24 protein-coding genes are annotated in these 24,584 nt (G+C 68.6%); 12 read left to right on the forward strand and 12 right to left on the reverse strand.

Annotated features, from left to right (window positions below; genetic code table 11):
* Positions 1–15: 15 nt before the first annotated feature.
* Positions 16–402 carry an OB-fold nucleic acid binding domain-containing protein gene (locus ACY466_RS11925; RefSeq protein WP_463245596.1) on the reverse strand — a complete coding sequence of 129 codons (387 nt, stop codon included), beginning with the start codon at positions 400–402 and terminating at the stop codon, positions 16–18.
* 142 nt (positions 403–544) lie between these two features.
* Between ACY466_RS11925 and ACY466_RS11930 the strand changes: the two genes are divergently transcribed.
* Complete coding sequence (locus tag ACY466_RS11930; RefSeq protein ID WP_463245597.1) at positions 545–1,312, forward strand: alpha/beta fold hydrolase; 768 nt, start codon at positions 545–547, stop codon at positions 1,310–1,312.
* Positions 1,313–1,317: 5 nt separating this feature from the next.
* Here ACY466_RS11930 and ACY466_RS11935 read toward each other — a convergent pair whose 3' ends face one another.
* Both ACY466_RS11935 and dut read right to left on the reverse strand, forming a co-directional pair.
* Positions 1,318–2,250 (reverse strand): DUF3710 domain-containing protein, encoded by a 933-nt coding sequence (locus ACY466_RS11935; RefSeq protein ID WP_463245598.1) that lies wholly within the window; start codon positions 2,248–2,250, stop codon positions 1,318–1,320.
* Position 2,251: 1 nt separating this feature from the next.
* Positions 2,252–2,722 carry a dUTP diphosphatase gene (dut, locus tag ACY466_RS11940; protein ID WP_463252255.1) on the reverse strand — a complete coding sequence of 157 codons (471 nt, stop codon included), beginning with the start codon at positions 2,720–2,722 and terminating at the stop codon, positions 2,252–2,254.
* A gap of 197 nt (positions 2,723–2,919) precedes the next feature.
* On the opposite strand from dut, the gene ACY466_RS11945 reads away from it, so the two are divergent.
* Positions 2,920–3,429 carry a DUF3093 domain-containing protein gene (locus tag ACY466_RS11945; RefSeq protein ID WP_463252256.1) on the forward strand — a complete coding sequence of 170 codons (510 nt, stop codon included), beginning with the start codon at positions 2,920–2,922 and terminating at the stop codon, positions 3,427–3,429.
* 37 nt (positions 3,430–3,466) lie between these two features.
* Here ACY466_RS11945 and ACY466_RS11950 read toward each other — a convergent pair whose 3' ends face one another.
* Entirely contained in the window at positions 3,467–3,769 is a 303-nt protein-coding gene (locus ACY466_RS11950) for a DUF4193 domain-containing protein (protein ID WP_463245599.1), read from the reverse strand.
* Positions 3,770–4,501: 732 nt separating this feature from the next.
* On the opposite strand from ACY466_RS11950, the gene cei reads away from it, so the two are divergent.
* Positions 4,502–5,179, forward strand: coding sequence for an envelope integrity protein Cei (gene cei, locus ACY466_RS11955; RefSeq protein ID WP_463245600.1), 678 nt, complete (start codon positions 4,502–4,504; stop codon positions 5,177–5,179).
* Positions 5,180–5,196: 17 nt separating this feature from the next.
* On the opposite strand, the gene ACY466_RS11960 is transcribed toward cei, so the two are convergent.
* Positions 5,197–6,108: an inositol monophosphatase family protein gene (locus ACY466_RS11960; RefSeq protein ID WP_463245601.1), complete on the reverse strand. Its 912-nt coding sequence runs from the start codon at positions 6,106–6,108 to the stop codon at positions 5,197–5,199.
* 139 nt (positions 6,109–6,247) lie between these two features.
* On the opposite strand from ACY466_RS11960, the gene ppgK reads away from it, so the two are divergent.
* On the forward strand, positions 6,248–7,060 hold the full coding sequence (gene ppgK, locus ACY466_RS11965; protein WP_463245602.1) for a polyphosphate--glucose phosphotransferase: 813 nt from the start codon (positions 6,248–6,250) through the stop codon (positions 7,058–7,060).
* Between the two features lie 183 nt (positions 7,061–7,243).
* Entirely contained in the window at positions 7,244–8,632 is a 1,389-nt protein-coding gene (locus ACY466_RS11970; protein ID WP_463245603.1) for an RNA polymerase sigma factor, read from the forward strand.
* Positions 8,633–8,666: 34 nt separating this feature from the next.
* On the opposite strand, the gene ACY466_RS11975 is transcribed toward ACY466_RS11970, so the two are convergent.
* Together ACY466_RS11975 and ACY466_RS11980 are read right to left on the reverse strand one after the other, a co-directional pair.
* A complete protein-coding gene (locus ACY466_RS11975; protein WP_463252257.1) occupies positions 8,667–9,005 on the reverse strand; it encodes a DUF952 domain-containing protein in 339 nt (112 codons plus the stop codon).
* 13 nt (positions 9,006–9,018) lie between these two features.
* The gene (locus ACY466_RS11980; RefSeq protein WP_463245604.1) at positions 9,019–10,008 is read right to left on the reverse strand and encodes an EamA family transporter; all 990 of its coding nucleotides are present in this window, start codon (positions 10,006–10,008) and stop codon (positions 9,019–9,021) included.
* A gap of 256 nt (positions 10,009–10,264) precedes the next feature.
* Between ACY466_RS11980 and ACY466_RS11985 the strand changes: the two genes are divergently transcribed.
* Positions 10,265–10,465, forward strand: a complete 201-nt coding sequence (locus tag ACY466_RS11985) for a DUF7455 domain-containing protein (RefSeq protein ID WP_463245605.1) — start codon at positions 10,265–10,267, stop codon at positions 10,463–10,465.
* A gap of 121 nt (positions 10,466–10,586) precedes the next feature.
* Here ACY466_RS11985 and ACY466_RS11990 read toward each other — a convergent pair whose 3' ends face one another.
* Positions 10,587–12,368, reverse strand: a complete 1,782-nt coding sequence (locus tag ACY466_RS11990) for a DEAD/DEAH box helicase (RefSeq protein ID WP_463245606.1) — start codon at positions 12,366–12,368, stop codon at positions 10,587–10,589.
* Positions 12,369–12,546: 178 nt separating this feature from the next.
* Here ACY466_RS11990 and ACY466_RS11995 point away from each other — a divergent pair, with 178 nt between their 5' ends.
* Entirely contained in the window at positions 12,547–13,695 is a 1,149-nt protein-coding gene (locus ACY466_RS11995; protein WP_463245607.1) for a YihY/virulence factor BrkB family protein, read from the forward strand.
* Here the strand turns inward: ACY466_RS11995 and ACY466_RS12000 are convergent.
* Entirely contained in the window at positions 13,668–13,904 is a 237-nt protein-coding gene (locus ACY466_RS12000) for a DUF3039 domain-containing protein (protein ID WP_463245608.1), read from the reverse strand. The genes ACY466_RS11995 and ACY466_RS12000 overlap by 28 nt on opposite strands.
* A 127-nt stretch (positions 13,905–14,031) precedes the next feature.
* On the opposite strand from ACY466_RS12000, the gene ACY466_RS12005 reads away from it, so the two are divergent.
* From ACY466_RS12005 to ACY466_RS12015, 3 genes are all read left to right on the forward strand, one after another.
* Complete coding sequence (locus ACY466_RS12005; RefSeq protein ID WP_463245609.1) at positions 14,032–14,481, forward strand: DUF3099 domain-containing protein; 450 nt, start codon at positions 14,032–14,034, stop codon at positions 14,479–14,481.
* A 51-nt stretch (positions 14,482–14,532) separates the two neighbouring features.
* Positions 14,533–16,101 carry a DUF7782 domain-containing protein gene (locus tag ACY466_RS12010; protein WP_463245610.1) on the forward strand — a complete coding sequence of 523 codons (1,569 nt, stop codon included), beginning with the start codon at positions 14,533–14,535 and terminating at the stop codon, positions 16,099–16,101.
* A 136-nt stretch (positions 16,102–16,237) separates the two neighbouring features.
* Positions 16,238–17,206 (forward strand): sigma-70 family RNA polymerase sigma factor, encoded by a 969-nt coding sequence (locus ACY466_RS12015; protein ID WP_463245611.1) that lies wholly within the window; start codon positions 16,238–16,240, stop codon positions 17,204–17,206.
* A gap of 70 nt (positions 17,207–17,276) precedes the next feature.
* Here the strand turns inward: ACY466_RS12015 and ACY466_RS12020 are convergent, their stop codons facing one another.
* Together ACY466_RS12020 and ACY466_RS12025 are read right to left on the reverse strand one after the other, a co-directional pair.
* A complete protein-coding gene (locus tag ACY466_RS12020; RefSeq protein WP_463245612.1) occupies positions 17,277–20,042 on the reverse strand; it encodes a bifunctional acetate--CoA ligase family protein/GNAT family N-acetyltransferase in 2,766 nt (921 codons plus the stop codon).
* The gene (locus ACY466_RS12025; RefSeq protein WP_463245613.1) at positions 20,035–21,282 is read right to left on the reverse strand and encodes an acetoin utilization protein AcuC; all 1,248 of its coding nucleotides are present in this window, start codon (positions 21,280–21,282) and stop codon (positions 20,035–20,037) included. Before ACY466_RS12025 ends, ACY466_RS12020 begins: the two co-directional genes overlap by 8 nt.
* A gap of 164 nt (positions 21,283–21,446) precedes the next feature.
* Here ACY466_RS12025 and ACY466_RS12030 point away from each other — a divergent pair, with 164 nt between their 5' ends.
* Together ACY466_RS12030 and galE are read left to right on the forward strand one after the other, a co-directional pair.
* On the forward strand, positions 21,447–22,133 hold the full coding sequence (locus ACY466_RS12030; RefSeq protein WP_463245614.1) for a metal-dependent transcriptional regulator: 687 nt from the start codon (positions 21,447–21,449) through the stop codon (positions 22,131–22,133).
* Between the two features lie 69 nt (positions 22,134–22,202).
* A complete protein-coding gene (galE, locus tag ACY466_RS12035; RefSeq protein ID WP_463245615.1) occupies positions 22,203–23,189 on the forward strand; it encodes a UDP-glucose 4-epimerase GalE in 987 nt (328 codons plus the stop codon).
* 15 nt (positions 23,190–23,204) lie between these two features.
* Here galE and ACY466_RS12040 read toward each other — a convergent pair whose 3' ends face one another.
* Positions 23,205–24,281 (reverse strand): DUF4192 domain-containing protein, encoded by a 1,077-nt coding sequence (locus ACY466_RS12040; protein WP_463245616.1) that lies wholly within the window; start codon positions 24,279–24,281, stop codon positions 23,205–23,207.
* Positions 24,282–24,584 lie beyond the last annotated feature (303 nt).

Raw genomic sequence — 24,584 nt, forward strand, 5'->3', positions numbered from 1 at the left:
GACCCGCGGGGGCGATCAGGCGGGTTCGCTGTCGTCGCGCAGTTCGTAGTACGGGTTGTAGATGATCTTCTTACCCGCGCGCTCCCCGACGCGTCCACGGACCAGTAGCTGCTTGCCCGGTTCGATCCCGGGGATCCGGCGGCGGCCTATCCACACCAAGGAGACGGTGTCGGTTCCGTCGAAGAACTCGGCCTCGATGTTCGCGGTGGCGGCCTTGCTGCACGCCTCGACACTGCGGAGCCGGCCGACGAAGGTGACCTCTTCGCCGCGACTGCAGTCGCAGGCCCGCTGAGCGCCCGACGCCTGCGACGTCGACTCCATCTCCTCGGCGTCGAGCTGTTCGATGTCCTCGGTCAACTTGCGCGCCATCCGGCGGAAATATCCTGCGGCAGCGGGTGCCATGTCTGCTCCTGGAGCGGGTTCGCGCGGGCCTTCCGCGACGGGTGTGGATCGGTGTGTCTGCGCCACTGTAGACCTCTTCGCACTGCCTCACCCACACCCCGGGTGTGACGATCGAGCGAATACGACGGAAAGATCTGCGGGCATGAACAGATCACTGTCCGGGGTCGCGGTCGTCCTGCTCCCGGGCACCGGATCGGACGCCGAGTTCGTCGTCGACGCGTTCGGGGCCGCGGTGTCTCGAGTCGGCGCTCGTCTGATCGCGGTGGAGCCGAATCCGCGAGATCTGATCGGCGGATATCGCGGCGCTCTCGATCGGGCCCTGCAGACGGAAGACGCGCTGGTGGTGGGGGGCATCTCGATCGGAGCCGCCGTCGCGACCCAGTGGGCGTCGCACCACGCAGCGCCGGGGCGGGCGGACCGGCCTCTCCGTGAAGCGTCGTCGCGGCTGGTGGCCGTACTGGCGGCGATGCCGGCGTGGACCGGGAGTCCACGTGGATCGGCTGCGGCGGTGAGCGCCCGGTTCGCAGCTGCGCAATTACGACGAGTGGGGCTGGACGCCACCGTCTCGGCGATGCAGGCGTCGAGCCCGCCGTGGTTGGCGACGACACTCACCCGCTCCTGGCGCGGACAGTGGCCCGATCTCGCCGGGGCGATGGAGACCGCAGCGACTCACCGTGGACCCGACCTCGCCGACCTGCGGGCGTCGACGGTCCCGTTCGCGATCGCGGCGGCACTGGACGACCCCGTCCATCCCCTGGCGGTCGCCGAGGAATGGCACGCGGCGGCGCCCCGGTCCGAGCTACGGACCTTCCCGCTGGATGCGATGGCCCGTGACCTCTCCGAACTGGGTGACCGGTCGATGGAAGCCCTCGTCGCGGCGACGAACGAACGGCCCACTCCGCCCGCCTAGATCGCTCAGCGAAGCTGCTGCATCGCCGATCCCGACGGGCCCCGACGCCGGGGCTGCTCGCCGTCGGATGCGGAGCCCGCACCGTCGGGTGCCGTTCCGTCGGGCCCACCACTCGTCGGCGCCGAGGTCGCCGGTGTGTCGGCGGTGGGCGCACCGGCGCCGGTGGCGGGCGGGCCGGCCGAAACGCCCGAGCCCTGCTGAGCCACCCCCTGCTGGGTCGCCCCCTGCTGACCGGCCGCTTGTTGCGCGACCTGCTGAGCCGCCTGTTGCTTCTGCGCCGCTTCGAGCTGGAGAACGAGCTGCTTCGGCAGCGTGATCGGCAGCGGCGTGCGCACCGGGTGTGGATCGGTGCCGCGGTCGACGATCGTCCCGGCCACCACCGCACGGGCCTGCTGCACCAGCGCCGAACCCTGCGCCACGGCACCGGCCGGACCGGTCGCGACGCCGCGGATCATCCACCGGTACCCGTCGACACCGATGAATCGCAGGTCGGCGTTCGCAGTGGACCCCACCACCTCGCGGCCCCACGGACCGGATTCGACGGACACCGACGCGTTGTCCCGCCGCAGGGTGTCCGACAGTTCGCCGGCGACCTCTCGCCATTGACCAGGGGACTTCGGCGCGGCGAACGCGGCGACCGTGATGCGACCGTGCGGGGTCACGATGTGCACGGCCTGGGCCGCACCGGCCGGGTTCATCTCCACCTGCAGCTGACCGCCCGGCGGAAGCGCGAGCAGAATCGATCCCAGATCCAAGCGGCCCTTGAGGTGGGCGTCCCGTTCGCCGTCGAGGTCGTCGAGGGACCACGGACCGCTCTCGGGATCGGCGGTGCCGTCCGGTTCTGCGGCGTCGTCCGCGTCGAGGCTCGGGTCGTCGGCGACCACGTCGTCGACTGCTTCGGCCGGTTCGTCGTGCGTCTTCTTCTTGCGTCCGAACATCTCAGTACTCCTTGTTCGTGCGGAGATCCGCACCGAGAGCGGCATGTCCGCCGCTCGATCCGTACCCACCGATACCACGGGCGGTGTCGTCCAGGCGGTCGACTTCCACGAAATCGACCAGTTCGACGCGCTGCACCACCAGCTGAGCGACTCGATCTCCGCGCCGCAGCACGATGCTCTCGCGCGGGTCGTGGTTGATGAGGCAGACCTTGAGCTCGCCCCGGTATCCCGCATCCACGGTCCCGGGTGTGTTCACCACGGAGAGACCGACCTTCGCGGCGAGGCCGGACCGGGGGTGGATCAGGCCGACCATTCCCATGGGAATGGCGACGGAGATCCCGGTTCCGACCAACGCACGCTCACCCGGTTCGAGCGTGACATCCACGGTCGTGCAGAGGTCGACCCCGGCATCACCGGGGTGCGCGCGCCGCGGAACCTCGATTCCGTCGTCGAGGCGGCGCAGCGGCACCATCACGCAGGTCGGCGCGATCCGGTGGGCGGCCGTCGGAGAACCGGTGGACACGGCGTCGGTTGCTGGGTCGGTCACGTTAGACGAGATTACTCCCCGCCCTCCGGCCGACTCCTGACGCTGGGGGCGGGCGACGACGGTCTCGGCCGGGCGGCCCCGCGTGCTCTACTGTCGAGAGGGTGTCCGACAGTTCTTCCTCCGTGTCCTCCGGCCGTTCGTCCGCGCTTCCGCCCGAGCCGATCGAGGTCTTCTCCGAGCGTCTGACCGTTCCCGTCTGGTACTGGGCCGCGGGAATCGGCGTGGCGTCGATTCTCTCCGCCGAAGTCCACATGGGATCACCCGGAGTTCAGGCGTGGCTGCCCTACGTGATCCTGATCCCGGTGGCCGTCTGGGTCGTGCTGTACCTCGGACGCATGCGGGTACGAGTGGAGGACACGCCCGATGGTCGCGTCTTCCACGCCGGCGACGCGCATCTGCCGGTGTCGGTCATCTCTCGGGTCGCCATCGTGCCCGCGTCGGCCAAGAGTGCCGCATTGGGTCGACAGCTCGATCCGGCGGCGTTCGTTCGACATCGCTCCTGGGTGGGCCCCATGGTGCTGGTCGTCCTCGACGACGAGAACGACCCCACCCCGTACTGGCTGGTGAGCACCCGGAAGCCGGAGGCGTTGGTGGCCGAGCTGACGCCGTCGGAAACGCCCGACCGGTCCTGACCGATCGGGCGTTCGCTCACAACGCGAGCAGGTGCTGCTAGGCGGCGCAATCGCGGCAGACGAACACGCCGCCGCTGTCGGTGGCCAACCGCGACCGGTGGTGAACCAGGAAGCAGCTCGAGCACGTGAACTCGTCGGCCTGCTTGGGCACGACCCGTACGGAGAGTTCTTCTCCCGACAGGTCCGCACCCGGCAGCTCGAAGGACTCGGCCGTGTCGGTCTCGTCGATGTCGACGACCGCGGACTGGGCCTCGTTCCGGCGCGCCTTCAGCTCCTCGAGCGAGTCCTCGGACACGTCGTCGGACTCGGTACGGCGTGGCGCATCGTAATCGGTTGCCATTGCTCTCTTCCCCTTACCTTGTGCTGGTGAGGGTCGACCTGTGTCGACCTCGTTCGATCGTCTTGTCGGGGATCCGTTCGACGTCGACCGCTTTTTGTTCGACGAGTTCGTTTCGCCCTCCGGCTGGAGCCGGGGGTCCCGCTGTGGATCGATGGTGTCGCATCGCCGATGGCGCTCGGCGATACGTTTTTGCTGTGTCGTACATCTCGCACGCGACCACGAGGTCGCCTCGGGTGACAACGAACGCAGGGCCGTCGGAAGCCGACGCGATGTGTCCGCGCCGTCGAGGCTGTGGAACCGTCTCCTCGACTCCCGTCGTTACCCCTATTCGCAGCCGACCCGTTCTCGGATGAGAGCGTGTTCGCTCGCGCCGTCGTTTCCGAGATCGTGCTCCGATGACATTCGTTGCCGAATGGCTCGAATGGGCGATCGCCGGCCGCCGACTTTCCGCCCGGCCGTGGGTCCGACCGGGTCGAGCGGGGCAGACCATAGCCCACGCCACGACCGTTCCGGAAACCGGCCGGGGTGAAGTCCGCCGAGTCGTGAACGATCGAGGTGAATCGCTCGTTCATTCGCCCCAACGCCGACCGAGTGCGAAACGTTCCCACGCTCCGCGGCGCTCTGCGGTCGCCTCGTCCGTGGGCCGTTTACAGTTACCGACGAACGACGAACGTGCGGGTGCTCACCGCCGAGTCGTCCGCATGCTCCGCGATCGGAAGGGTCCGCGTCACCGTGGTTTCACTCATCACCGAAGGCAGTTCCGTCGACGACAAGGGCCGACCGTTCCACCGTCGACGGATGGCCCCGATCCTGATCGTCCTGATCGTGCTCGCCCTCGCCGGCGCTGCGGTGTGGGTGCGTCTGCTGACCGAAACGGACACCGGAACCGATGCGGTCGCGTGCAACGCCCCGCAGTCGGAGACGGACGCGGCGGCTCCGGCGGCCGCCCCGGGCACCGTCGTCGAGCCCTCCGTGGTCGAGGACACCCAGCCCGCGCCGTTGGGCGACACCCGTGTTCGCGTCTTCAACGCGAACGGTCAAGGCGGGCAGGCCGCCGAGATCGCCGCCGACCTCAGCGAATACGGATTCGCGAGCGCGCCCGACGTTCAGGTGGGCAACGATCCCGTCTACGTCGATCAGAACATGCAGTGCCAGGCCCAGATCCGTTTCGGCCCCGGTGGAGTCGCCGCAGCGGGAACGGTCGCTCTGGTCGCCCCGTGCGCGGAGTTCGTGCGAGACGAGCGGGCGGACGACACGGTGGATCTCGCGCTCGGCACGCTCTTCCGCAACCTGCAGCCCAACCCCGACGCCGAAGAGGTGCTTCGATCTCTCTCCGACGTCGCACCCGGAACTGCGGCACCGGCACTCGACCTGGGCCTGCTCGAGGCCGCGCGCGTCAGCAACTGCTGATCGGGGCGACCGGCGGGTCAGGCCTCCGGAACCGGCTCCAGCGCACCGCACGCGCTCAGGAGCTCGTCGAACTGCCCCGCCACTCCGGGAGCGGCCGCGGTGGTGATCTCACCGTCGGCGCTCCGGGAGTGCGGTGAGGGTGTTCGAACGACGGCTCCGGCCTCGGCAGCGATCAGAGCACCCGCCGCCCAGTCCCACGGACTCAGGCCGTGCTCGAAATGTGCGTCCACGCGACCCGCTGCGACCATGCACAGATCGAGCGCGGCCGACCCGATGCGCCGGATGTCCCGCACCGCGGGCAGCACGTCCGCCAGGATTGCGGCCTGCCGCCGTCGCCGGTCCGTTCCGTAGCCGAACCCGGTGGCCACCAACGACATCGAGAGATCGTCGACGACGTTCGCCCGTAACTGCGTCCACTCCCCCTCCGCGTCGCTGACCCGTGCGCCCAGCCCCGAGGCGGCCGCGTAGGTGCGGTCACCGACCACGTCCTGCACGGCACCGGCCACCGATCGCCCGCCGATCTGTGCCGCGACCGACACGGAGTAGGCCGGGACGCCGTACAGGAAGTTGACGGTGCCGTCGATCGGGTCGAGCACCCATCGGACACCGTCGGGCGCCACTGCGTCGCCTCCGCCCTCCTCGCCCAACACGTCGTCGTCCGGACGCAACCGCGCCAGCAGATCACGCAGCACGGTCTCGGTCTCGGTATCGACGACGGTCACCGGATCGGTGGGCGTGGACTTGGATCGCACGGCATCGGCGGCGTCGATTCCCACGGCGCCGCCGTGCCCGAACACCTCGGGACGACGTCGGGCCACGTGCCGTCCCGCCGCGCGGGCCACGTGCACCGCGACCCGCTGCAGGACAGCGGGATCGGTCGACGTGGCGGTGGAATCGGGCTGGGCCTGCGGTTCGGGCGGTCGCGTCACCGGTCCATCCGAACACACCGCCACACGGCGCGCCCACCCACGGTGTCTGGCACTACTGTGACGGTCGAGCGACGAACGGCGCGATCGCGGCGGCGGCACCCGAACCCGGTTCCGACGCCCGTTACAGGAGGTCACGAACATGACGAACGAACCCCGCGACCCAGGTCCCGTCGAGATCTCCGGACGAACCGGCGCGGCCCCGGGCAACCGCGGATTCGGCGTCGACGTCGGCGGCAGCGGAGTCAAGGGCGGCCTCGTGGACCTCACGACGGGTGAGCTGATCGGCGAGCGCTTCAAGCTGGACACGCCGCAGCCGTCCACCCCCGAAGCCGTGGCCGAAACGGTCGCCAAGATCGTCGAACACTTCGAGTGGGACGGGGAGATCGGCATCACCCTTCCCTGCGTGGTCACCGACGGGGTGGCTCGTACGGCGGCGAACGTGGACAAGGCGTGGATCGGAACGGACGCTCGCGCGCTGTTCCGCACCCATCTCGGCGACCGCGAGATCACCGTTCTGAACGATGCGGACGCGGCCGGGCTCGCGGAGGACAAGTTCGGCGGCGGCAAGGACGCCGAGGGAGTCGTCATCCTCCTGACCTTCGGCACCGGAATCGGATCCGCCGTGATGCAGAACGGCGTGCTGCTCCCCAACACGGAGCTCGGGCACCTCGAGGTCGACGGCATGGAAGCCGAGCACCGCGCGGCCTCGTCGGTCAAGGAACGCGAGGACCTCTCCTACAAGCAGTGGGCGAAAGAGGTCTCCCGGGTGCTGAGCACCATCGAGGCGCTGTTCTGGCCCGATCTCTTCATCGCCGGTGGCGGCATCAGCCGCAAAGCCGAGAAGTGGGTTCCGTTGCTGACCAACGACACCCCGGTCCAGGCGGCCACGTTGCGGAACACCGCCGGCATCGTGGGCGCCGCGCTGGCCTCTCAATCCCACGTGGCGCCCTGACGGATCGGCTCCGCCGACGCGCGGGAGTGCTCCGGTAGCAGTCCCGCGCGTTGGTCTTGTACTGTCTCGACGGTCGTTACAATGGTTCAGGTCCCGACCCGAAGAGCGGGAAAACCGACAGACCTCTCCGCCGGAACAACACTCTGGCGTGACGCCGCACGACATCGTCACGAAAGGGCGTACGTGGCAGCCACCGATATTCGTCAGACCGTCGAGTCCGCGACCACCGACTCCGCGCCGGTACCCGCGTCGACCGACGGCACCGCAGTCTCCACCGACGCCGTCGCTTCCGACGACGCCCCCGCCGCCGCACCGGCCAAGGTGGCCAAGAAGGCAGCACCGCGCAAGGCCGCGGCCAAGAAGACCGCACCCCGCAAGGCCGCCGCGAAGAAGGCTCCGGCCAAGAAGGCCGCTGCGGGTGACGCCCCCACCGACGAGGTCGAGGAGTCCACGGACATCGCCGACCTCGATGTTCCCGAGGGCGAGCTCTCCGCCGAGTCCGACGTGGTCGAGGTCGTCACCGTCGGCGCCGAGGTCGAAGAGGACGCGACGACCGATCCCACTCCGGAAGACAAGGCCTCCGGGGATTTCGTGTGGGACGAGGAGGAGTCCGAGGCTCTTCGCCAGGCCCGCAAGGACGCGGAACTCACCGCCTCCGCGGACTCCGTCCGCGCCTACCTGAAGCAGATCGGCAAGGTCGCTCTCCTCAACGCCGAGGAGGAGGTCGAGCTGGCCAAGCGCATCGAGGCCGGTCTCTACGCCACCCAGCTGATGGCCGAGTCCGCCGAGAAGGGCGAGAAGCTCCCGGTCGCTCAGCGTCGCGACATGAACTGGATCTGCCGCGACGGCAATCGCGCGAAGAACCACCTTCTCGAAGCCAACCTCCGACTGGTCGTCTCGCTGGCCAAGCGCTACACCGGCCGCGGCATGGCCTTCCTGGACCTCATCCAGGAAGGCAACCTGGGTCTGATCCGCGCGGTCGAGAAGTTCGACTACACCAAGGGCTACAAGTTCTCCACCTACGCCACGTGGTGGATTCGTCAGGCCATCACACGCGCCATGGCGGACCAGGCCCGCACCATCCGCATCCCGGTGCACATGGTCGAGGTCATCAACAAGCTCGGTCGCATTCAGCGTGAACTGCTGCAGGATCTGGGCCGCGAGCCCACCCCGGAGGAGCTCGCGAAGGAAATGGACATCACGCCGGAGAAGGTGCTGGAGATCCAGCAGTACGCGCGTGAGCCCATCTCGCTCGACCAGACCATCGGCGACGAGGGCGACAGTCAGCTCGGTGACTTCATCGAGGACTCCGAGGCCGTCGTGGCCGTGGATGCCGTGTCGTTCACCCTGCTGCAGGATCAGTTGCAGTCGGTCCTCGAGACGCTGTCCGAGCGCGAGGCGGGTGTCGTGCGCCTCCGCTTCGGTCTCACCGACGGACAGCCCCGCACGCTCGACGAGATCGGCCAGGTCTACGGCGTGACCCGCGAGCGGATTCGTCAGATCGAATCCAAGACGATGTCGAAGCTGCGGCACCCGAGCCGGTCCCAGGTCCTGCGCGACTACCTCGACTGACCCGAGGCCCCGCCTCGCGCCGCCCTCGACGGCGTCAGTCGCCGACACTGCCTGCCCGTGCGAAGACCCCGTCTTCGCCGGGCAGGTATTTTCGTGTCCGCACCACCGCGTCGATCGGGAGGGGCCCGTACAGGTGCGGGAACCTCATCGACTCGGGATCGCCGGGTACGCCGGGCTCCCACCGGACGGTCGCGCCCACGCGCGCCGCGTCGATCTCGAGCAGCAGGATGTCGTCTCGTCCGGCGTAGAGCCGATTGGCCGGCAGGTGGACCTGGTCCGGGGAGGACAGGTGCACGAAACCCTGTTCCGCGAGAGACGCGGGCGCGTGCACCCCGGCCGCGACACTGCGCTCCCACTCCCTTCGTGGACACATGTGCAGCAGGATCTCAGGCACCGGTTCTCCTGTCGTCGGCTCGCGCGTCGGTCGGCGGGTCGTGTGGAGATTCGTCGGCGGTGCCCGGTATGGATCGGGCCAGTATGCGGTCCCGGCTGCTGGTGCCACCCAGCGCGACCGCAATCACCACGCAGGCGATTCCCACGAGTTCGGCAGGCGACGGCAACTGGGCCAACACCACCACCCCCACCACGGTGGCCGTGGTGGGCAGCAGGGCCAGCAGGAGCGCGAAGCGGGCCCGTCCGACGCTGCGCAGCACCACCTGGTCCAAGGCGTAGGGCACCACGCTCGCCATCACGCCCACCCCGACGCCCAGCACCCACGTGGACGGCAGCGCGAAGACGCTCGGGTCGTCGACGATCTGTCCCGTCAACGCCACCGGTGCGAGAACCACCGAGGCCACCGCCATGCCGACGGCCAGGGAGTCGAGACCGTCACCGGTGTCCGCCACCCATTTGCCCAGCAGCACGTACCCGGCCCACAACGCGGCGGACAACAGCGCGAATCCCACGCCCACGAGACCGACGTCGAGTCGGGCACCCGCGACCAGCGCGACCCCGGCGATCACCAGCATCAGCGACGCGACGTCTCGTCCACGCCGCGATCCGAACGCCGCGACGGCCACCGGCCCCAGGAACTCGATCGCCACCGCGGTGCCCAGAGGAATGCGGGCGATCGCTTCGTAGAACGACAGGTTCATCGCGACCGTGACGATTCCGAAGCCCCCGGCCGCGAGGATGGACCGTCGGGTGAACTTCGTGCGCCAGGGACGACGCCAGGCCAGCAGGACCACGGCTGCGCCGGCGGCGCGCAGCCAGGCCACGGCGGCCGGCGAGACGGTGTCGAAGAGGAACACCCCGATCGCGGCACCGAGGTACTGGCAGATGCCGCCGACCACGAACACCATCGGTACCGACCACGACGGCAGGCGTCGCTCCGATCGGGACACCACCTCGCTCACGCCGCTGCTTCCACCTGTCACCTCAGCACCGTAACGACGGGTACACGCCCGCTCGAACGCCGGTGTGCAACCGCTCACCGGCGTTACGCCCAGAGCGAACGGACGCGTGGCTGCGACCAGGTGAGCAGCATGTTTCGTGTCGGTGACGACACACGGTTACCGGCGCGGGAACAACGCATGACTCCCATACGTCTGTAAGAGTGAAGGAACCGCGTCGGACCGACGTGGCGGACCGGCCCCAGGATCGTGTGAGAGACACGATCAGTACGGAGGAGTCATGCCCGATTTGCTGACCGACACCACCCTGACTGCTGCAGACAGGTGCGATCGTTGCGGAGCTGCTGCACGGGTACGTGCCGTACTCGCCAGTGGCGGCGAACTGTTGTTCTGCGGCCATCACGCGAAAGCGCACCAGGAGCGCCTGCGTGAGGTGAACGCGACCATCGTCGCCGATGCGGATCGCAACGCCATGGCGTGATACCACCCTCCGGTGCGCACGAGGGGGGTCGTGCGAGGATCACCGGTCACTCCGGTCCATGAACGACGATCGACGAGAAGGGACGACCACCATCGGTGGTCGTCCCTTTCTCGTGCGCCGATCACATGGCGCGCAGGGCTGCGATTCGCTCGGTCAGCTGCTCCGCCGTCGCGATGGCCGTCGGTGGGCCACCGCAGGAGCGCCGTAGTTCGCCGTGGATGATTCCGTGCGCCTTGCCGGTCCGGTGATGGTGCATCGCGACGAGTCCGTTGAGCTGCTTGCGAAGATCGGCCAACTTCGCCGCGTCGGCCGATCGTCCGGACGGGGGCAGCACCACGGGCGTGCCCGGCGCCGCCGTCGGCGTCGGTGATGCCGTCGGAGTCGGGGTGTCGAGCTGAGTCTCCTGCCGCTTGCGCAACAGAGCTCGCATCTGGTCACCGTCGAGCAGGCCCGGAAGTCCGAGGTAGTCCGCCTCGGCGTCGCTGCCGGAGAACGTGGCCGTGCCGAAGGACGAGCCGTCGTAGATGACCTGGTCCAGTTCGGCGTCCGCTCCGAGCGAGGTGAACGCCTTCTCCTCCTCGCCCGCCTCGTCCTTCTGCTTGTTGGCGTCGATCAGCAGATCGTCGTCGAGGCCGTCCTTCTCGCGGTGCGGCTTCCCGATGACGTGGTCGCGTTGCGCCTCGAGTTGACTCGCGAGATCCAGCAGCACCGGGACGGACGGCAGGAACACGCTCGCGGTCTCGCCCTTGCGCCGCGACCGCACGAATCGGCCGACCGCCTGCGCGAAGTACAGCGGCGTCGACGCGCTCGTGGCGTAGACGCCGACGGCCAGACGCGGAACGTCCACACCCTCGGACACCATGCGTACGGCGACCATCCACTTCGATGTGCCCCCACCGAACTCGGCGATGCGCGACGACGACGTGGGGTCGTCCGACAACACCAACGTCGGGGTGTCCCCCGTCAACGTCTCCAGAATCTTCGCGTATGCGCGGGCGGTGGTCTGGTCCGACGCGATCACCAATCCACCGGCGTCGGGAATGCCGGCGGCGCGCAACTGGTGCAACCGAGTGTTGGCGGCGGTGAGAACCGAGGGCACCCATTCGCCGGCGGGATCCAGGGCGGTGCGCCAGGCCCGAGCGGTCTGTTCGGCGCTCAGCGGCTCCCCCAGTCTCGCCGCGAACTCCTCACCGGCGCTGTTCCGCCATCTCGCCTCCCCGGAGTAGGCCAGGAAGACCACCGGACGCACCACGCCGTCGGCGAGGGCGTCGGCGTACCCGTAGCTGTGGTCCGGACGCGAACGCGGAAGCCCCTCCTCGTCGGGCTCGTAGTTGACGAACGGGATGGGGCTGTCGTCACTTCGGAACGGGGTTCCGGTGAGCGCGAGGCGCCGGGTCGCGTCGCCGTACGCCTCCCGAATGCCCTCGCCCCAACTCTTCGCGTCCCCGCCGTGGTGGATCTCGTCGAGGATGACGAGCGTCCGACGTGCGTCGGTGCGCACGCGGTGACGAGCGGGGTGCGAGGCCACCTGGGCGTAGGTGACGACGATGCCGTGGAAGTCACTGGAGGTCTGACCCGTGCTGTTCGAGAACCGGGAATCGAACGCCAGCCCCACCCGCGCGGCGGCTTCGGCCCACTGGTGCTTCAGATGTTCGGTGGGGGCGACGACGGTGACCTGGTCGACGGTGCGATCGCTCAGGAGTTCGGCCGCCACACGCAGTGCGAAGGTGGTCTTGCCGGCGCCCGGGGTCGCGACCGCCAGGAAGTCCCGCGGGCCGGTGGTCAGGTACTTCGTGAGGGCCCGTCGCTGCCAGGCGCGTAGCTGCGGCGCCGGCGGACCGGAGTTCGCTTCCACCCCGGAAGCGCTTGACCCACTGTATTTCTCGCCGATGTCAGCGCTCATGGACACACCTCCTCCGGATCGAGATCCACCCCTGCTGCGACATCGACCCGTCGGCTCTCTCGTTCAGTGCACATCCGTCCGAAAGCGTAGCGCGCGGCGGGACGGCGCACCGAATCGTCCACGACACGCCCCCTCCAACCCGGCGACACCCCGGCCCCCGGGTCATGCTGGTGCAACCATGAGCGACATCGGCGAGACCCCGGAGCCGACTTCGGCGCGGACCGAGGACGCCCCGAGAGCCGTTCCCGGCCGCCCGTTTCGCAACGCCTGGCGCGTTGCCACACGAACGGCGAGCAAGGCGTGGGCCGACACCATCTTCGCCAAGTCGGCCACCGCCGCCTTCTGGCAGACGCTCTCCCTGCCGCCGCTCGTACTGGCCCTGCTCGGCAGCTTGAACTACATCGCCGGATGGTTCGGACCCGACACTCTCGACATCATCGAGGCCCGGATCGTCAGCTTCGCCGAAACCACTTTCAGCGACAACGTCGTCGACACGATCATCTCCCCGACGCTCGACGAAGTGCTGGCGAGTGGACACGCTCCCGTCATCTCGCTCGGTTTCGTTCTGTCGTTGTGGGCGGGATCGTCCGCCATCGCGACCTTCGTCGATTCCATCGTCGAAGCACACGGGCAACAGGATGCGCGGAACCCGATCTGGCAGCGGGTCTTCGCCCTGCTCCTGTACGTGGTGTTCCTGGTGGTCGCGGTGTTCGTGCTGCCCCTGGTGGCGCTCGGACCGGCGATCGTCGGCGGCGCCCTGCCCGAGGCGTGGTCCGGGGTGGGGTCGCAGATCATCGACGTCTTCTACTACCCCGGCGTGGGGCTGCTCATGATCCTGGGACTCACCGCGCTCTACAAGGTGGCGTTGCACAAGTCCCTACCGTGGCACCGACTGCTCTTCGGCGCTTTGCTCGCGGGCGTGTTCTTCGTGATCACCAGCGCGGGACTGCGCACCTACCTGTCGTGGGTCACCGGCACCGGATACACCTACGGCGCACTCGCCGCACCCATCGCATTCCTGCTCTTCGCGTTCTTCCTGGGCTTCGCGGTGGTCCTGGGCGCCGAGTTCAACGCCACCATCGAAGAGTTCTGGCCCGCCCGCGCGACGCGGCTCTCGCAGGTCAAGGGCTGGATGATCGACAAGGCAGCCGATCCCGAGGCGTCCACCGCGATCGGAACGATCAGCCGACTGGCCACCGGGCCGATCAGCATCGGGCCGATCAAGCGAGAGGGTTCGACTCCCAATCCGGACGGCACGGACTCGACCGGCACGGAGTCGACCGGCACCGAGTCACCGCCTCACTCGCCCTTGCGCAGACCCTCGTAGACCTTCTTGCAGTCCGGGCACACGGGCGAGCCGGGCTTGGCCGACTTCGTCACGGGGAAGACCTCGCCGCACAGCGCGACCACGTGGGTGCCCATGACGGCGCTCTCGGCGATCTTGTTCTTCTTGACGTAATGGAAGAACTTCGGGGTGTCGTCGTCCGTCGTCTCCTCGGTGCTGACGTCGGGACGGTCCTTGGTCTGGGTGCTCATGAGTCGATTATGGAGCCCCCGGCCGACCTTGCCCACACCGAGATTCCGGATCGAGATCACAGGAGAGTCACGCACGTCACTGACCAGGATCGATGCGGTCCGACGCATCGAGTGACATTGTGGAGTCATGGCACGCAACGGCACCGGACGTAGGTCCGACAGCGAGGCCGCTGTAGAAGCGGTTCTCATCACCGAGGCACGCACGTCGGTCGAAGAACAGCACCGTGCGCGCGTGCGCAAATACCTGCTCATCATGTCCGTCCGACTCCCGGCACTGATCCTCGCCGCTCTGGCGTACACGGTGTGGGAGAACCCGTGGATCTCGATGGGCATCATCGCGATCTCCATCCCGCTGCCGTGGATGGCCGTCCTGATCGCCAACGACCGTCCGCCGCGCACGGCGGACGAGCCGTCGCGCTACGGCTGGTCGGCCGTCGACTCGTCGGCGCTCGAAACGCGTTCGCACCCCGTCGTCGACCTCGACGACGACAGCGGCGAGGGGTCCGAACCCGGCCGTCAGGACAAGTTCGCGTACGACCCCACGACGGGTCATCCGCTTCCGCAGCGCAGTACCTGACGCTCTGGCCGACCCCGGCGTGAGCTGCCAGGATCGGCGACGGAGACTGGCGTGGTGACCACACCGCTCTCCACCCCCGTCCACGCCGATCGACTCGTGGCTCTGGCTCCAGGCCTGCGGGAAGCGTTTCGTCACGCCGACTTCACGGCCGACGGCACGCTCGCGGCGCTCGGCACCGACGTCCACGCCGCCCTCGGGCGCGCCGAGCCCACCCCGGTCCGCCGTCGCTGCGCCGATCTCGGCGCACTCGGCGTGTTGATCCGTCTCTTCCTGTTGGCCGACGACGTTCCTCACCGCTCGGCTGCGGACGCTCTGGTCGGCGTGGACATCGAGGCGGCAGTCGCCGCCGGACTGCTGGCGCGGGATACCGATACCGTGCGCGCCCTGCTCGACGTGCGGCCGATCGATCTGGGAATCGGCAACCGGTGGATCGTCTCGGACATCGACGGCAGCACCCGCCGCGTCGACATCGGCCACGATCACGTCCTCGGTGTGGGCCACGCATCGCTCTCCCTGGTCCGAGGAACCCCCACCGTCACCGCGAGCGACGAGACGACGGTTCTCGACCTCGGCACCGGCTGCGGCATCCAGGCAGTGCACGCCGCCGCCTACTCGCACCACATCACCGCCACCGACGTCAGCGAGCGAGCCGTCGCGCTCACCCGAACCACGGCGGCTCTCAACGATCTTCCGGTCGAGGTTCTCGCGGGATCGTGGTTCGAGCCCGTGGCCGGCCGCACGTTCGACCGGATCGTGGCGAACCCGCCCTTCGTCGTCGGTTCCGGCGCGGTCGCCCACACCTACCGCGACTCCGGTCTCGACCTGGACGGCGCCAGCCGCCTCGTGGTCGGCTCCGCGCCCGAGTACCTCGCTCCCGGCGGCACCGCATCCTTGTTGGCGTCCTGGGTGCACGTGGAGGGAGAGGACTGGCGTTCCCGGGTGTCCTCGTGGTTGCCTGCCCACGGAATCGACGCCTGGGTGGTCCAGCGCGACGTGGCGGACCCGGCGCTGTACGTGGGCACGTGGTTGCGGGACGGTGGGATGGACCTTCGCGACCCGGCGACCGACACCACCGCGTCGGCGTGGCTGGATCACCTCGATCGCGCGAACGTCACGGGCATCGGCTTCGGCTTCGTCTACCTGCGGCGCACCGATCGGCCCACCAGCGTGCTGGCGGAGGACCTGCGACACGGGTTCGACGACCCCCTCGGCAACGAGGCGCCCGAGGTCCTCGACCGGCTGGAGTGGCTGCGGACCCACGATCCGCTCATCGAACGCTTCGTCGTCGCCGCCGCCACGGCTCTCGAGGAGGTCTCGCTGCCCGCGGCGTCACGCGATGCGGACGCTTTCGGTTGGGACACCGTCGTGCGGCGGGTGCACCGCGGCGACGGCCCCGTGTGGCAACACGAGATCGACGAGGAGGGCGTCGCGTTGCTCGCCGGACTGCGCGCGGACGGATTGCCGCTCGGCGAGGTCGTCGAGCTGCTGGCGGCGTCGCGTGGGCTCGTTCCGGACGACGTCGCTTCGTCGGCCGTGCAGCTGATCGCGGGGCTCGTGGTGCACGGGTTGGTGTTACCCGTCGTACCGACCTCGGATTCCCACATCCGCACCGAGAGCTGATTTCTCTCAGCAACTTCTCAGGGCTCGAGCCCTGAAAGCCCTGCTCAGAAGGTTTGGCGGCCGGTGTCACCGGGAACTTTTATTCGGTGTGCTCGCGTTGTACTCAGTGAGACACCACCGATGCAGGAGGCACGTCATGACCAGCCCCACCACCGTTCGTCCGCGACCGAGCGATGCCGATCTCGATGCGCAGAGCCCGGCCGCCGACCTCGTGCGCGTCTACCTCAACGGCATCGGCCGCACCGCTCTGCTGACGGCCGCGGAAGAGGTCGATCTTGCCAAGAAGATCGAAGTCGGGCTGTTCGCGACCCATGTTCTGGCGACCACCAAGCGACTGACGCCGGCGAAGAAGCGCGACCTCGCGCTCATCGTCCGAGAGGGACAGTCGGCTCGGGCGCACCTGCTCGAAGCGAATCTGCGCCTCGTGGTCTCCCTGGCCAAGCGCTACACGGGCCGCGGTATGCCCCTCCTCGACCTGATCCAGGAGGGCAACCTCGGACTGATCCGGGCCATGGAGAAGTTCGACTACGCCAAGGGATTCAAGTTCTCCACCTACGCCACCTGGTGGATCCGTCAGGCGATCACACGCGGCATGGCCGACCAGAGCCGCACCATCCGGCTTCCGGTCCACCTCGTCGAGCAGGTCAACAAGCTGGCCCGCATCAAGCGAGAGCTGCACCAGCAACTCGGCCGCGAGGCCACGGACGACGAGCTGGCCGAGGAGTCGGGCATCCCGGTGGAGAAGATCGCAGATCTCCTCGATCACAGCCGGGACCCGGTGAGCCTGGACATGCCGGTCGGAAGTGACGAGGAAGCGCCGCTGGGCGACTTCATCGAGGACTCCGAGGCCACATCGGCCGAGAACGCCGTCATCGCCGGACTGCTGCACTCGGACGTGCGCAGCGTGCTCGCCACCCTCGACGAGCGGGAGCAGCAGGTCATCCGGTTGCGCTACGGCCTCGACGACGGCCAGCCGCGCACTCTCGACCAGATCGGCAAACTGTTCGGCCTCTCGCGCGAGCGGGTGCGCCAGATAGAGCGTGAGGTCATGGGCAAGTTGCGTCAGGGCGACCGCGCCGAGCGGCTGCGTTCCTACGCCAGCTGATCCACCCGCCACAGCCGAAGAAGGGCCCGACACTCGTGTCGGGCCCTTCTTCGCGTTCACCGGTCGCCGGTCAGCGGAGTCGACGAGGTCCCATGTCGATGCGACTCGGCTCCGGTCCGATCCGGATCCGGGCGTCGGTGATCTCGGCCCCGCTCGGCGACGCCAGCACCGGATCGCACGCGATCTCACGCACCTCGCTCAGATCGTCCGCGAGCGTCGATACCCGCGAGATGACGTCGACCAGCGCACTCTTGTTCACCGGCTCGGCGTTGCGGTAGCCGGACAGCATCGGCGCCGAACGTGGAGCGTCGATCAACTGCGCAGCCTCCTGCTCGGTCAGCGGCAACACCCGGTACGCACGGTCCCCGAGCAGATCGGACATGACGCCGGACAGGCCGAACGAGATCAGCGATCCGAACGACGGATCGTCCTGAACACGGATCAGGCATCCGATGCCCTTCGTCGCCATCTGCTGGATCTGCATCACCGGCGTTCCCGACGCGGCGAAGAGGTCACGGTAGGCCCGCGCGACCGCGTCGGCACCCACCACGTCCAGCCGTACCCCGCCGAGGTCCGGTCGGTGCCGCCACTGATCGTTCGTGGCCTTGACCGCCACCGGTCCGCCGAGCTCCTCCGCCGCCGCCACCGCGTCGGCCTCGTCGGTCACGGTCCGGAACTGCGGAAGGGCGAGTCCGTAGCACCCCAGCAACTCGGCCGACTCGACGTCGGAGAGCCACCTTCCGTCGGGCGACGCGGCCGTCCAACCGTCCAGCAGGGTGCGGGCCGCGTCCACGTCGACGTTCGACGGGCGGGTCACCTTGTCCTCCGGTCGGTTCACCCACGATGCGTAGCGCCACGCCTTGTGGAGCGCGAACACCGCTCGTTCCGGATCCGGATAGGACGGGACGGACCCTCGGATCGGACTGCCGCTCTCGTCGCGCACGGCGAGGACGTCGGGGATGCCCTCGGCGGCGAGGAACGTGGTCAGAACCGGTTTGCTCGCCCCGCGGACGGCGGCGCCGAGAGCCTCCGCGAACGAGGTCACGCGCACGGCCACGGGCGGGACGAACACGGCGATCACGGCGTCGACGTCATCGTTTTCCAGCGCGGCGGTGACCGCGTCGGCGAACTGATCCGGCGTGGCCTGCGCGCCCACGTCCACCGGCGGACCGGACTGCAGACCTCGATCCCGAGCGGCGTCGACGGCGAGGACGCCCAGCGCCGTGGAGTTGCCGACCACGGCGATCCGTGGGCCCGCCGGTAGCGGTTGATACCCCAGCAGGATCGCGCAGTCGAACAGCTCGGCGATGGAATCGACCTGGATGACCCCGGCCTGCTCGAACAGAGCGCGCACGATCGGATCGTCGATCTCGGCACCCGTCGCCAGTGCGGGCGGGACCGCGCCGCGGCCGCTCTTGACCGCCACGATGGGCTTGCTGCGCGCCACACGCCGTGCGATGCGCCAGAACTTGCGGGCGTTGCCGAAGCTCTCCAGGTAGAGCAACACCACCTCGGTGTTCTCGTCCTGATCCCAGTACTGGAGAAGGTCGTTGCCCGAGAGGTCGGCGCGGTTGCCCGCGGAGACGAACGTCGACAGACCCAGCAGTCGCTTGGACGCCTGAGCCAGAATCGCGATTCCCAGGGCACCGGACTGGCAGAAGAATCCGACGCGGCCGCGGCCGGGGAGATCGGTCGCCAGCGTGGCGTTGAGCGACACCGCCGGATCGAGGTTGGCGACGCCGAGGGCGTTGGGGCCGACGAGGCGCATGCCGTGGGCGCGAGCGCCGAGCACCAACCGCCGTTCGTTCGCTCGGCCCTCCTCACCGGTCTCACCGAAGCCCGAAGACACGACCACGAGCGCCTTGACGCCCTTGGCGAGGCAGTCGTCGAGAACGGCGTCGATCTGGTCGGACGGAACCGCCGCGATCGCCAGATCCACCTCGTCGGGGATGTCGCGCACCGTCGGGTACGCCCGAACGCCGCGCACCGACGTGTGCTCGGCGTTGACCGGGTACACCGGGCCGGTGAACGACGCGCGCAGCAGATTCGTCAGAACGGCGTTGCCCACCTTCTCCGGGTCGGTCGACGCGCCGATGACGGCGACGGACCGGGGTCCGAGCACGTTGCGCACGCTGCGGGCCTCGGCGGCGCGCTCGCGAGAGTTGCGGACCTGCACCAGCGCGTCGCTGGGGTCGATGTCGAAGTCCAGGCTGAGCACTCCCCCGTCGAACGTCCGGCTCACCTGGTAACCGGCCTGACGGAACACGGTCACCATGTTGCGGTTCTCGGACAGAACCTCCGCGACGAAACGGCGGACACCGTTCTCCGCGGCCGCGCCGGCGAGGTGCTCGAGGAGGATCGGTCCGAGCCCCCGCCCCTGGTGCGCATCGGCCACCACGAAGGCCACCTCGGCGGAGTTGCCGTCCCCCTGCGGCAGCCGCTCGTACCGACCCACGGCGATGATCTCGTCCCCGAGCGTCGCGACGAGTGCCACGCGTGAGGAATGGTCGACGGTGGTGAAGTTCAACACGTCTCGCTGCGGCATCGACGGATAGGGACCGAAGTACCGGAGATACCGCGTGCGCTCGGACAGCTTCGAGTGGAACAGCACCAGCGCCTCACCGTCGCTGGGCACGATCGGGCGAAGGTGAACCACGCGGCCGTCGGAGGCCAGAACGTCCGCGGCCCAGTGCCGGGGGTAGTTCTCGGCGCGGCTGCGCTCGGCTTCCTTGGGGTCGGCCGGGGTGTCGGGGGTGGTGGCGCTGTCCGTGGTCTCGGCCGAGTCGGGAGTCTCGGTGTCGGGGGTGCTGCTGTCGGTGGGATCGGAATCAGTCACGCGGATCCTCCGGGTCGAGTCCGAGCAGGGGGAACACCGCGCGCCGGGTCGCGATGATCGCGGTGTCGATGCGCTGGATGGCCCGGTCGGCGTGCGCGATTCCCGATTCGGGTGATCCGCCCGGTCCGTCCCAGGGCGGGTAGTCGACGTCGCCGTCGTCGCTCATCGTGGACGGCAGATCGACACTGGGAGCGGCCGTGCGCACCTTCTCGTGCCAGGCGTCCGGAATGTGGGTGAGCGGGTCCAGGTCCTTGTCCAGAACGGCCGCGAGAAGGTGGGTCCACGCTCGGGGAACCACCCGGACGAGCCCGTACCCACCGCCGCCGACGGCGAGCCAGCGCCCTTCGCAGACCTGGTCGGCGAGTTCGCGCATCGCGATGAACGCCGCCCGCTGGCCGTCGACGGTGAGCCCCAGATCGGCCAACGGATCCTCGCGATGACTGTCGACGCCGCACTGACTGATGATGATCTGTGGCCGGAACGCCGCCACGGCTCCGGGCACCACGGCGTGAAAGGCTCTCAGCCACAGTCGATCCGCGGTTCCGGGCATGATCGGGACGTTCACCGCCGTGCCCTCGGCCGCCTCGGCTCCCACCTCGGTGGACCAGCCCGTGTTGGGCCACAGCGTGGCCGGGTGCTGGTGCACCGACACGGTCATGACCCGCGGGTCACCGAGAAACGCGGCCTGGACGCCGTCACCGTGGTGGGCGTCCACGTCGATGTAGGCGATGCGGTCGTACCCGTTGTCGAGCAACCAGGAGATGGCGACCGCCGCGTCGTTGTAGACGCAGAATCCGGACGCCCAGTCCGGCATCGCGTGATGCATGCCGCCGCCGATGCTCACCGCTCGCCGTGAGCGACCCGACGCGATCGCCCGTGCCGCGGTCAGGGTTCCGCCCGCCACCACTGCACTCGCGGCGTGCATGTCCGCGAACACGGGGTTGTCCTCGGAGCCGAGCCCGTGGACCGGCTCGTCCGCCCGCCATCCCAGGGGCAGATCGAGTGGCGCCCGTTTGACCGCCTGCACGTAGGCCGGGGTGTGGATGCGCAGAAGCTCGTCGTCCGTCGCGCTGACCGGCGGAACGAGCTCGGCTCCGTCGAGAAGACCGATGCCGCGTGCGAGGTCCATGGTCAACGCGAGTCGCGTCGGATTCATCGGGTGGTCCTCACTCCACCGGTACGAGAGATACTCCTCGCTCCACACGAGGGTCGGAGACCGGGAATACGATTCGGTGCTCATGTGTCACAAACTACGTGTCCGAATCCGGTTCGCGCCGAGTTCCGTCCACCTCCGTCGCCGACAGCACCGGCACGAGGGCGTCGGGTCCGTGAACGCGGTGGTGGCGCAGCACCCGGGACGGGTGGCCGTGACGGTAAGATCCCGCTGAGACGAAGGGTGTGATTGTGAAGGACTTGGTCGATACGACGGAGATGTATCTCCGGACCATCTACGACTTGGAAGAGGAAGGCGTGGTTCCTCTCCGCGCCCGCATCGCCGAGCGACTCGAGCAGAGCGGACCGACGGTGAGCCAGACCGTCGCGCGGATGGAACGTGACGGCCTGTTGCTGGTGGCGGGAGACCGCCACCTCCAGTTGACGGACAAGGGCCGCGAGCTCGCGGTCTCGGTGATGCGCAAGCACCGCCTCGCCGAGCGGTTGCTCGTGGACATCATCGGACTCCGCTGGGAGGACGTGCACGCCGAGGCCTGCCGCTGGGAGCACGTGATGAGCGAGGAGGTGGAGCGCCGTCTGGTCGAGGTGCTCGACAACCCCACCACCTCGCCCTACGGAAACCCTATTCCCGGGCTCGCCCAGTTGGGATCGATGCGAATCCCCGACACGGCCGAGGATCTGGTGCGACTCACCGACATTCCGGCGGGTGCGCCCACCGCGGTCGTGGTGCGTCGGCTGGCCGAGTACGTGCAGTCCGACCCGGACACCATCGGCCGACTGCGCGAAGCGGGAGTGGTGCCGGATGCGCGTGTGACGGTCGAGATCAAGCCCGGAGCGGTCACCATCACCGTGCCCGGTCACGACGATTTCGATCTGCCCGAGGAAATGGCGCACGCGGTTCAGGTCAAGACGATCTGAGTCGACGCCTCACGCGTGCGTGAGACCCCTTCCACAGACAGCTCGTGTCGTGACACCTCGAGGAGAGATGTGAAGTACGTCGTCACCGGCGGTGCCGGATACGTCGGCAGTATCTGTGCTGCCGTTCTGATCGAGGACGGGCACGAGGTGACCGTCGTCGACGATCTGAGCACCGGAAACCGGGACGGCGTGCCCCCCGGGGCGACGTTCGTGGAAGGTGGCGTCGCGGACATCGTCTTCTCGGTGCTGTCGACCGAGAAGTTCGACGGCGTACTCCATTTCGCCGCACAGTCGCTGGTCGGCGAATCCGTCGAGAAGCCGGAGAAGTACTGGCGTGGAAATTTGGGGGCCGCACTCGAACTGCTCGACGCGATCGTCGCCAACGGCGTTCCGCGCCTTGTGTTCTCGTCGACCGCCGCCACGTACGGCGAGCCCGCGAGCTCGCCCATCACCGAAGACTTTCCCACTGCGCCCACCAACCCGTACGGCGCGAGCAAGCTGGCCATCGACGGTGCGATCACCGGGTACAGCGCCGCCCACGGGTTCGGGGCGACCAGCTTGCGGTACTTCAACGTGGCGGGTGCACACGCCGGTCTCGGCGAGAACCGCGTGGTCGAGACCCACCTCATTCCGTTGGTGTTGCAGGTCGCTGCCGGTCAGCGCGAGGCCATCTCTGTGTTCGGTACCGATTGGCCCACACCGGACGGCACGGCCGTTCGCGACTACATCCACGTCCGAGACCTGGCGGACGCCCACCTGCGAGCACTGTCGTCGAGCGTCCCGGGCAGCCACCGGATCTTCAATCTCGGTAGCGGTACGGGTTTCTCGGTCCGCGAGGTGATCGAGTCCTGCCGCCGCGTCACCGGCCGCACCATCGACGCGAAGGATGCCCCGCGCCGGGCCGGTGATCCCGCCGTGCTCGTGGCATCCAGCGAGAAGGCGATGGCCGAACTCGGTTGGTCGCCGAAGTTCACCGATCTCGACGTCATCGTCGCCGATGCCTGGGAATTCCTGCAGTCCCTGGGCGACCGCGCGCACTCGGCGCATCGGGCCTGATTCGGTCGTCACGGCTCAGCCGCGGTCACGGGGCGGCAGCGGAACCTTCAAGCGACGCGCGATGTCCACGGACGCGTCCGTCAGTTCGCGCACCGTCGACGGACGCATTCCGCTCTGCAGCGACGTGTCGAGCAGCGCGGAGAGGCGGTGGCTCGGGTCCGCCGACCGAGCGATGTCCAGCGCTACACCGGCGAGGGGTCCCTCTCCGTGCAGGTAGGCACCATAGGCGAGCAGGGTGGCCGGATCGGCGACCGCCGCCCCGGTCAGCGTGCGGGTGAGGTACTCCCACATCAGCTCCGCGCCCGGCGCCAACTCGGTCAGCGAAAACGCCAGAGCGACGTCGCGGACATCGATGCGCTCGAGGCATACGGACACGTCGGCTGCGGCCACCACGGGAACGTCACCCGAACCGGACGCTTCCGCGAGGTAGGTCAGGACGTCCGACAACGCGTCGGCGTCGGACCGGTTGTCGGCGTACGCGGCGCGCTCGCGAGCCTGAGCGAGCGCAGCCTGCGCCTCCGGACCGGCCGGAGCCAGCAACCTCGCCAACTCGTCTCGGGATCGGTGGATCTGCCGCCCTCGCAGCACGTGTGCAGCCGTGACGGACGAGGAGTAGGGATCCGGAAGAATTCCTTTCTCGAGTGGGCCTCCCGCAACGAACGGCCTCAGGGACGTCCACCGCTCCCCCGGTTCGATGCGCTCGACGAAGTGCGCGTCGGCCAGGCGAACGTTGCGAACGGCCAATTCGTCGTCCAGTGTGTCGACCAGAGACCAGTGGTCTCCGGGCTCGGTGTCGGCGCCGATCACCACCGCCACGGTGTCGCCGACACCCTCGCGCTCGCACACGTCGGCGAAGCGTTCGAGAATGCCGAACATGTCCGGATGGACGCGATGTCCGTCGGCGTGGTCGAGGAGATCGTGACGCATCACGGCCTCCACCGTTCCGTCGACGAGGCACACGAGGACCAACGAGTTCTCGGGGACGAAACCGAGAAGCGCGGGTATGGCGGCGATGAGGTCACCCGGGCCGTCGACCGACAGATGGTGCGGGTGTTCGGCGGGCGGCTGATGCGGAGATCGATGAGTTGTCATGGCGGCAACGGTGCCGCCCGGCTCCGATCGGACCGTGGATCCGACCTGGGACGAACACTGCCCCGGGGATAACGGGCGATTCCCGCGGCGCCCGGGGATGAATGCGTGTCACCCCGGCCCCGTGCCTCGCCGGTGTCATTCAATCGGTATGTTTTGGCCCCCGAACCCGACCTTCGATGTGAAAAACAGCCTTCGATCGTGATTCACTCATGTTTCGGAACGATCGGTATCCGAGTCCGATCCAGAAGCAACGAGGCGAACAGTGAGTCGAGAGGTGTCGAACCCCGGTCGGTTCGCACGCAG

Source organism: Rhodococcus sp. K11/5 (genome assembly GCF_055193735.1).

Bases quoted from the DNA above. Each gene is read 5' to 3' on its own strand.
- ACY466_RS11990 (WP_463245606.1), bottom strand. From the start codon at position 12,368: ATGAGCGCTGACATCGGCGAGAAATACAGTGGGTCAAGCGCTTCCGGG.
- ACY466_RS12025 (WP_463245613.1), bottom strand. From the start codon at position 21,282: ATGAGCACCGAATCGTATTCCCGGTCTCCGACCCTCGTGTGGAGCGAG.
- ACY466_RS12015 (WP_463245611.1), top strand. From the start codon at position 16,238: ATGACCAGCCCCACCACCGTTCGTCCGCGACCGAGCGATGCCGATCTC.
- dut (WP_463252255.1), bottom strand. From the start codon at position 2,722: ATGGTGCCGCTGCGCCGCCTCGACGACGGAATCGAGGTTCCGCGGCGC.
- ACY466_RS11995 (WP_463245607.1), top strand. From the start codon at position 12,547: ATGAGCGACATCGGCGAGACCCCGGAGCCGACTTCGGCGCGGACCGAG.
- ACY466_RS11925 (WP_463245596.1), bottom strand. From the start codon at position 402: ATGGCACCCGCTGCCGCAGGATATTTCCGCCGGATGGCGCGCAAGTTG.
- ACY466_RS11975 (WP_463252257.1), bottom strand. From the start codon at position 9,005: ATGTGTCCACGAAGGGAGTGGGAGCGCAGTGTCGCGGCCGGGGTGCAC.
- ACY466_RS12005 (WP_463245609.1), top strand. From the start codon at position 14,032: ATGGCACGCAACGGCACCGGACGTAGGTCCGACAGCGAGGCCGCTGTA.
- ACY466_RS12040 (WP_463245616.1), bottom strand. From the start codon at position 24,281: ATGACAACTCATCGATCTCCGCATCAGCCGCCCGCCGAACACCCGCAC.
- ACY466_RS11950 (WP_463245599.1), bottom strand. From the start codon at position 3,769: ATGGCAACCGATTACGATGCGCCACGCCGTACCGAGTCCGACGACGTG.
- ACY466_RS11985 (WP_463245605.1), top strand. From the start codon at position 10,265: ATGCCCGATTTGCTGACCGACACCACCCTGACTGCTGCAGACAGGTGC.
- ACY466_RS11930 (WP_463245597.1), top strand. From the start codon at position 545: ATGAACAGATCACTGTCCGGGGTCGCGGTCGTCCTGCTCCCGGGCACC.
- ACY466_RS12000 (WP_463245608.1), bottom strand. From the start codon at position 13,904: ATGAGCACCCAGACCAAGGACCGTCCCGACGTCAGCACCGAGGAGACG.
- ppgK (WP_463245602.1), top strand. From the start codon at position 6,248: ATGACGAACGAACCCCGCGACCCAGGTCCCGTCGAGATCTCCGGACGA.
- ACY466_RS11935 (WP_463245598.1), bottom strand. From the start codon at position 2,250: ATGTTCGGACGCAAGAAGAAGACGCACGACGAACCGGCCGAAGCAGTC.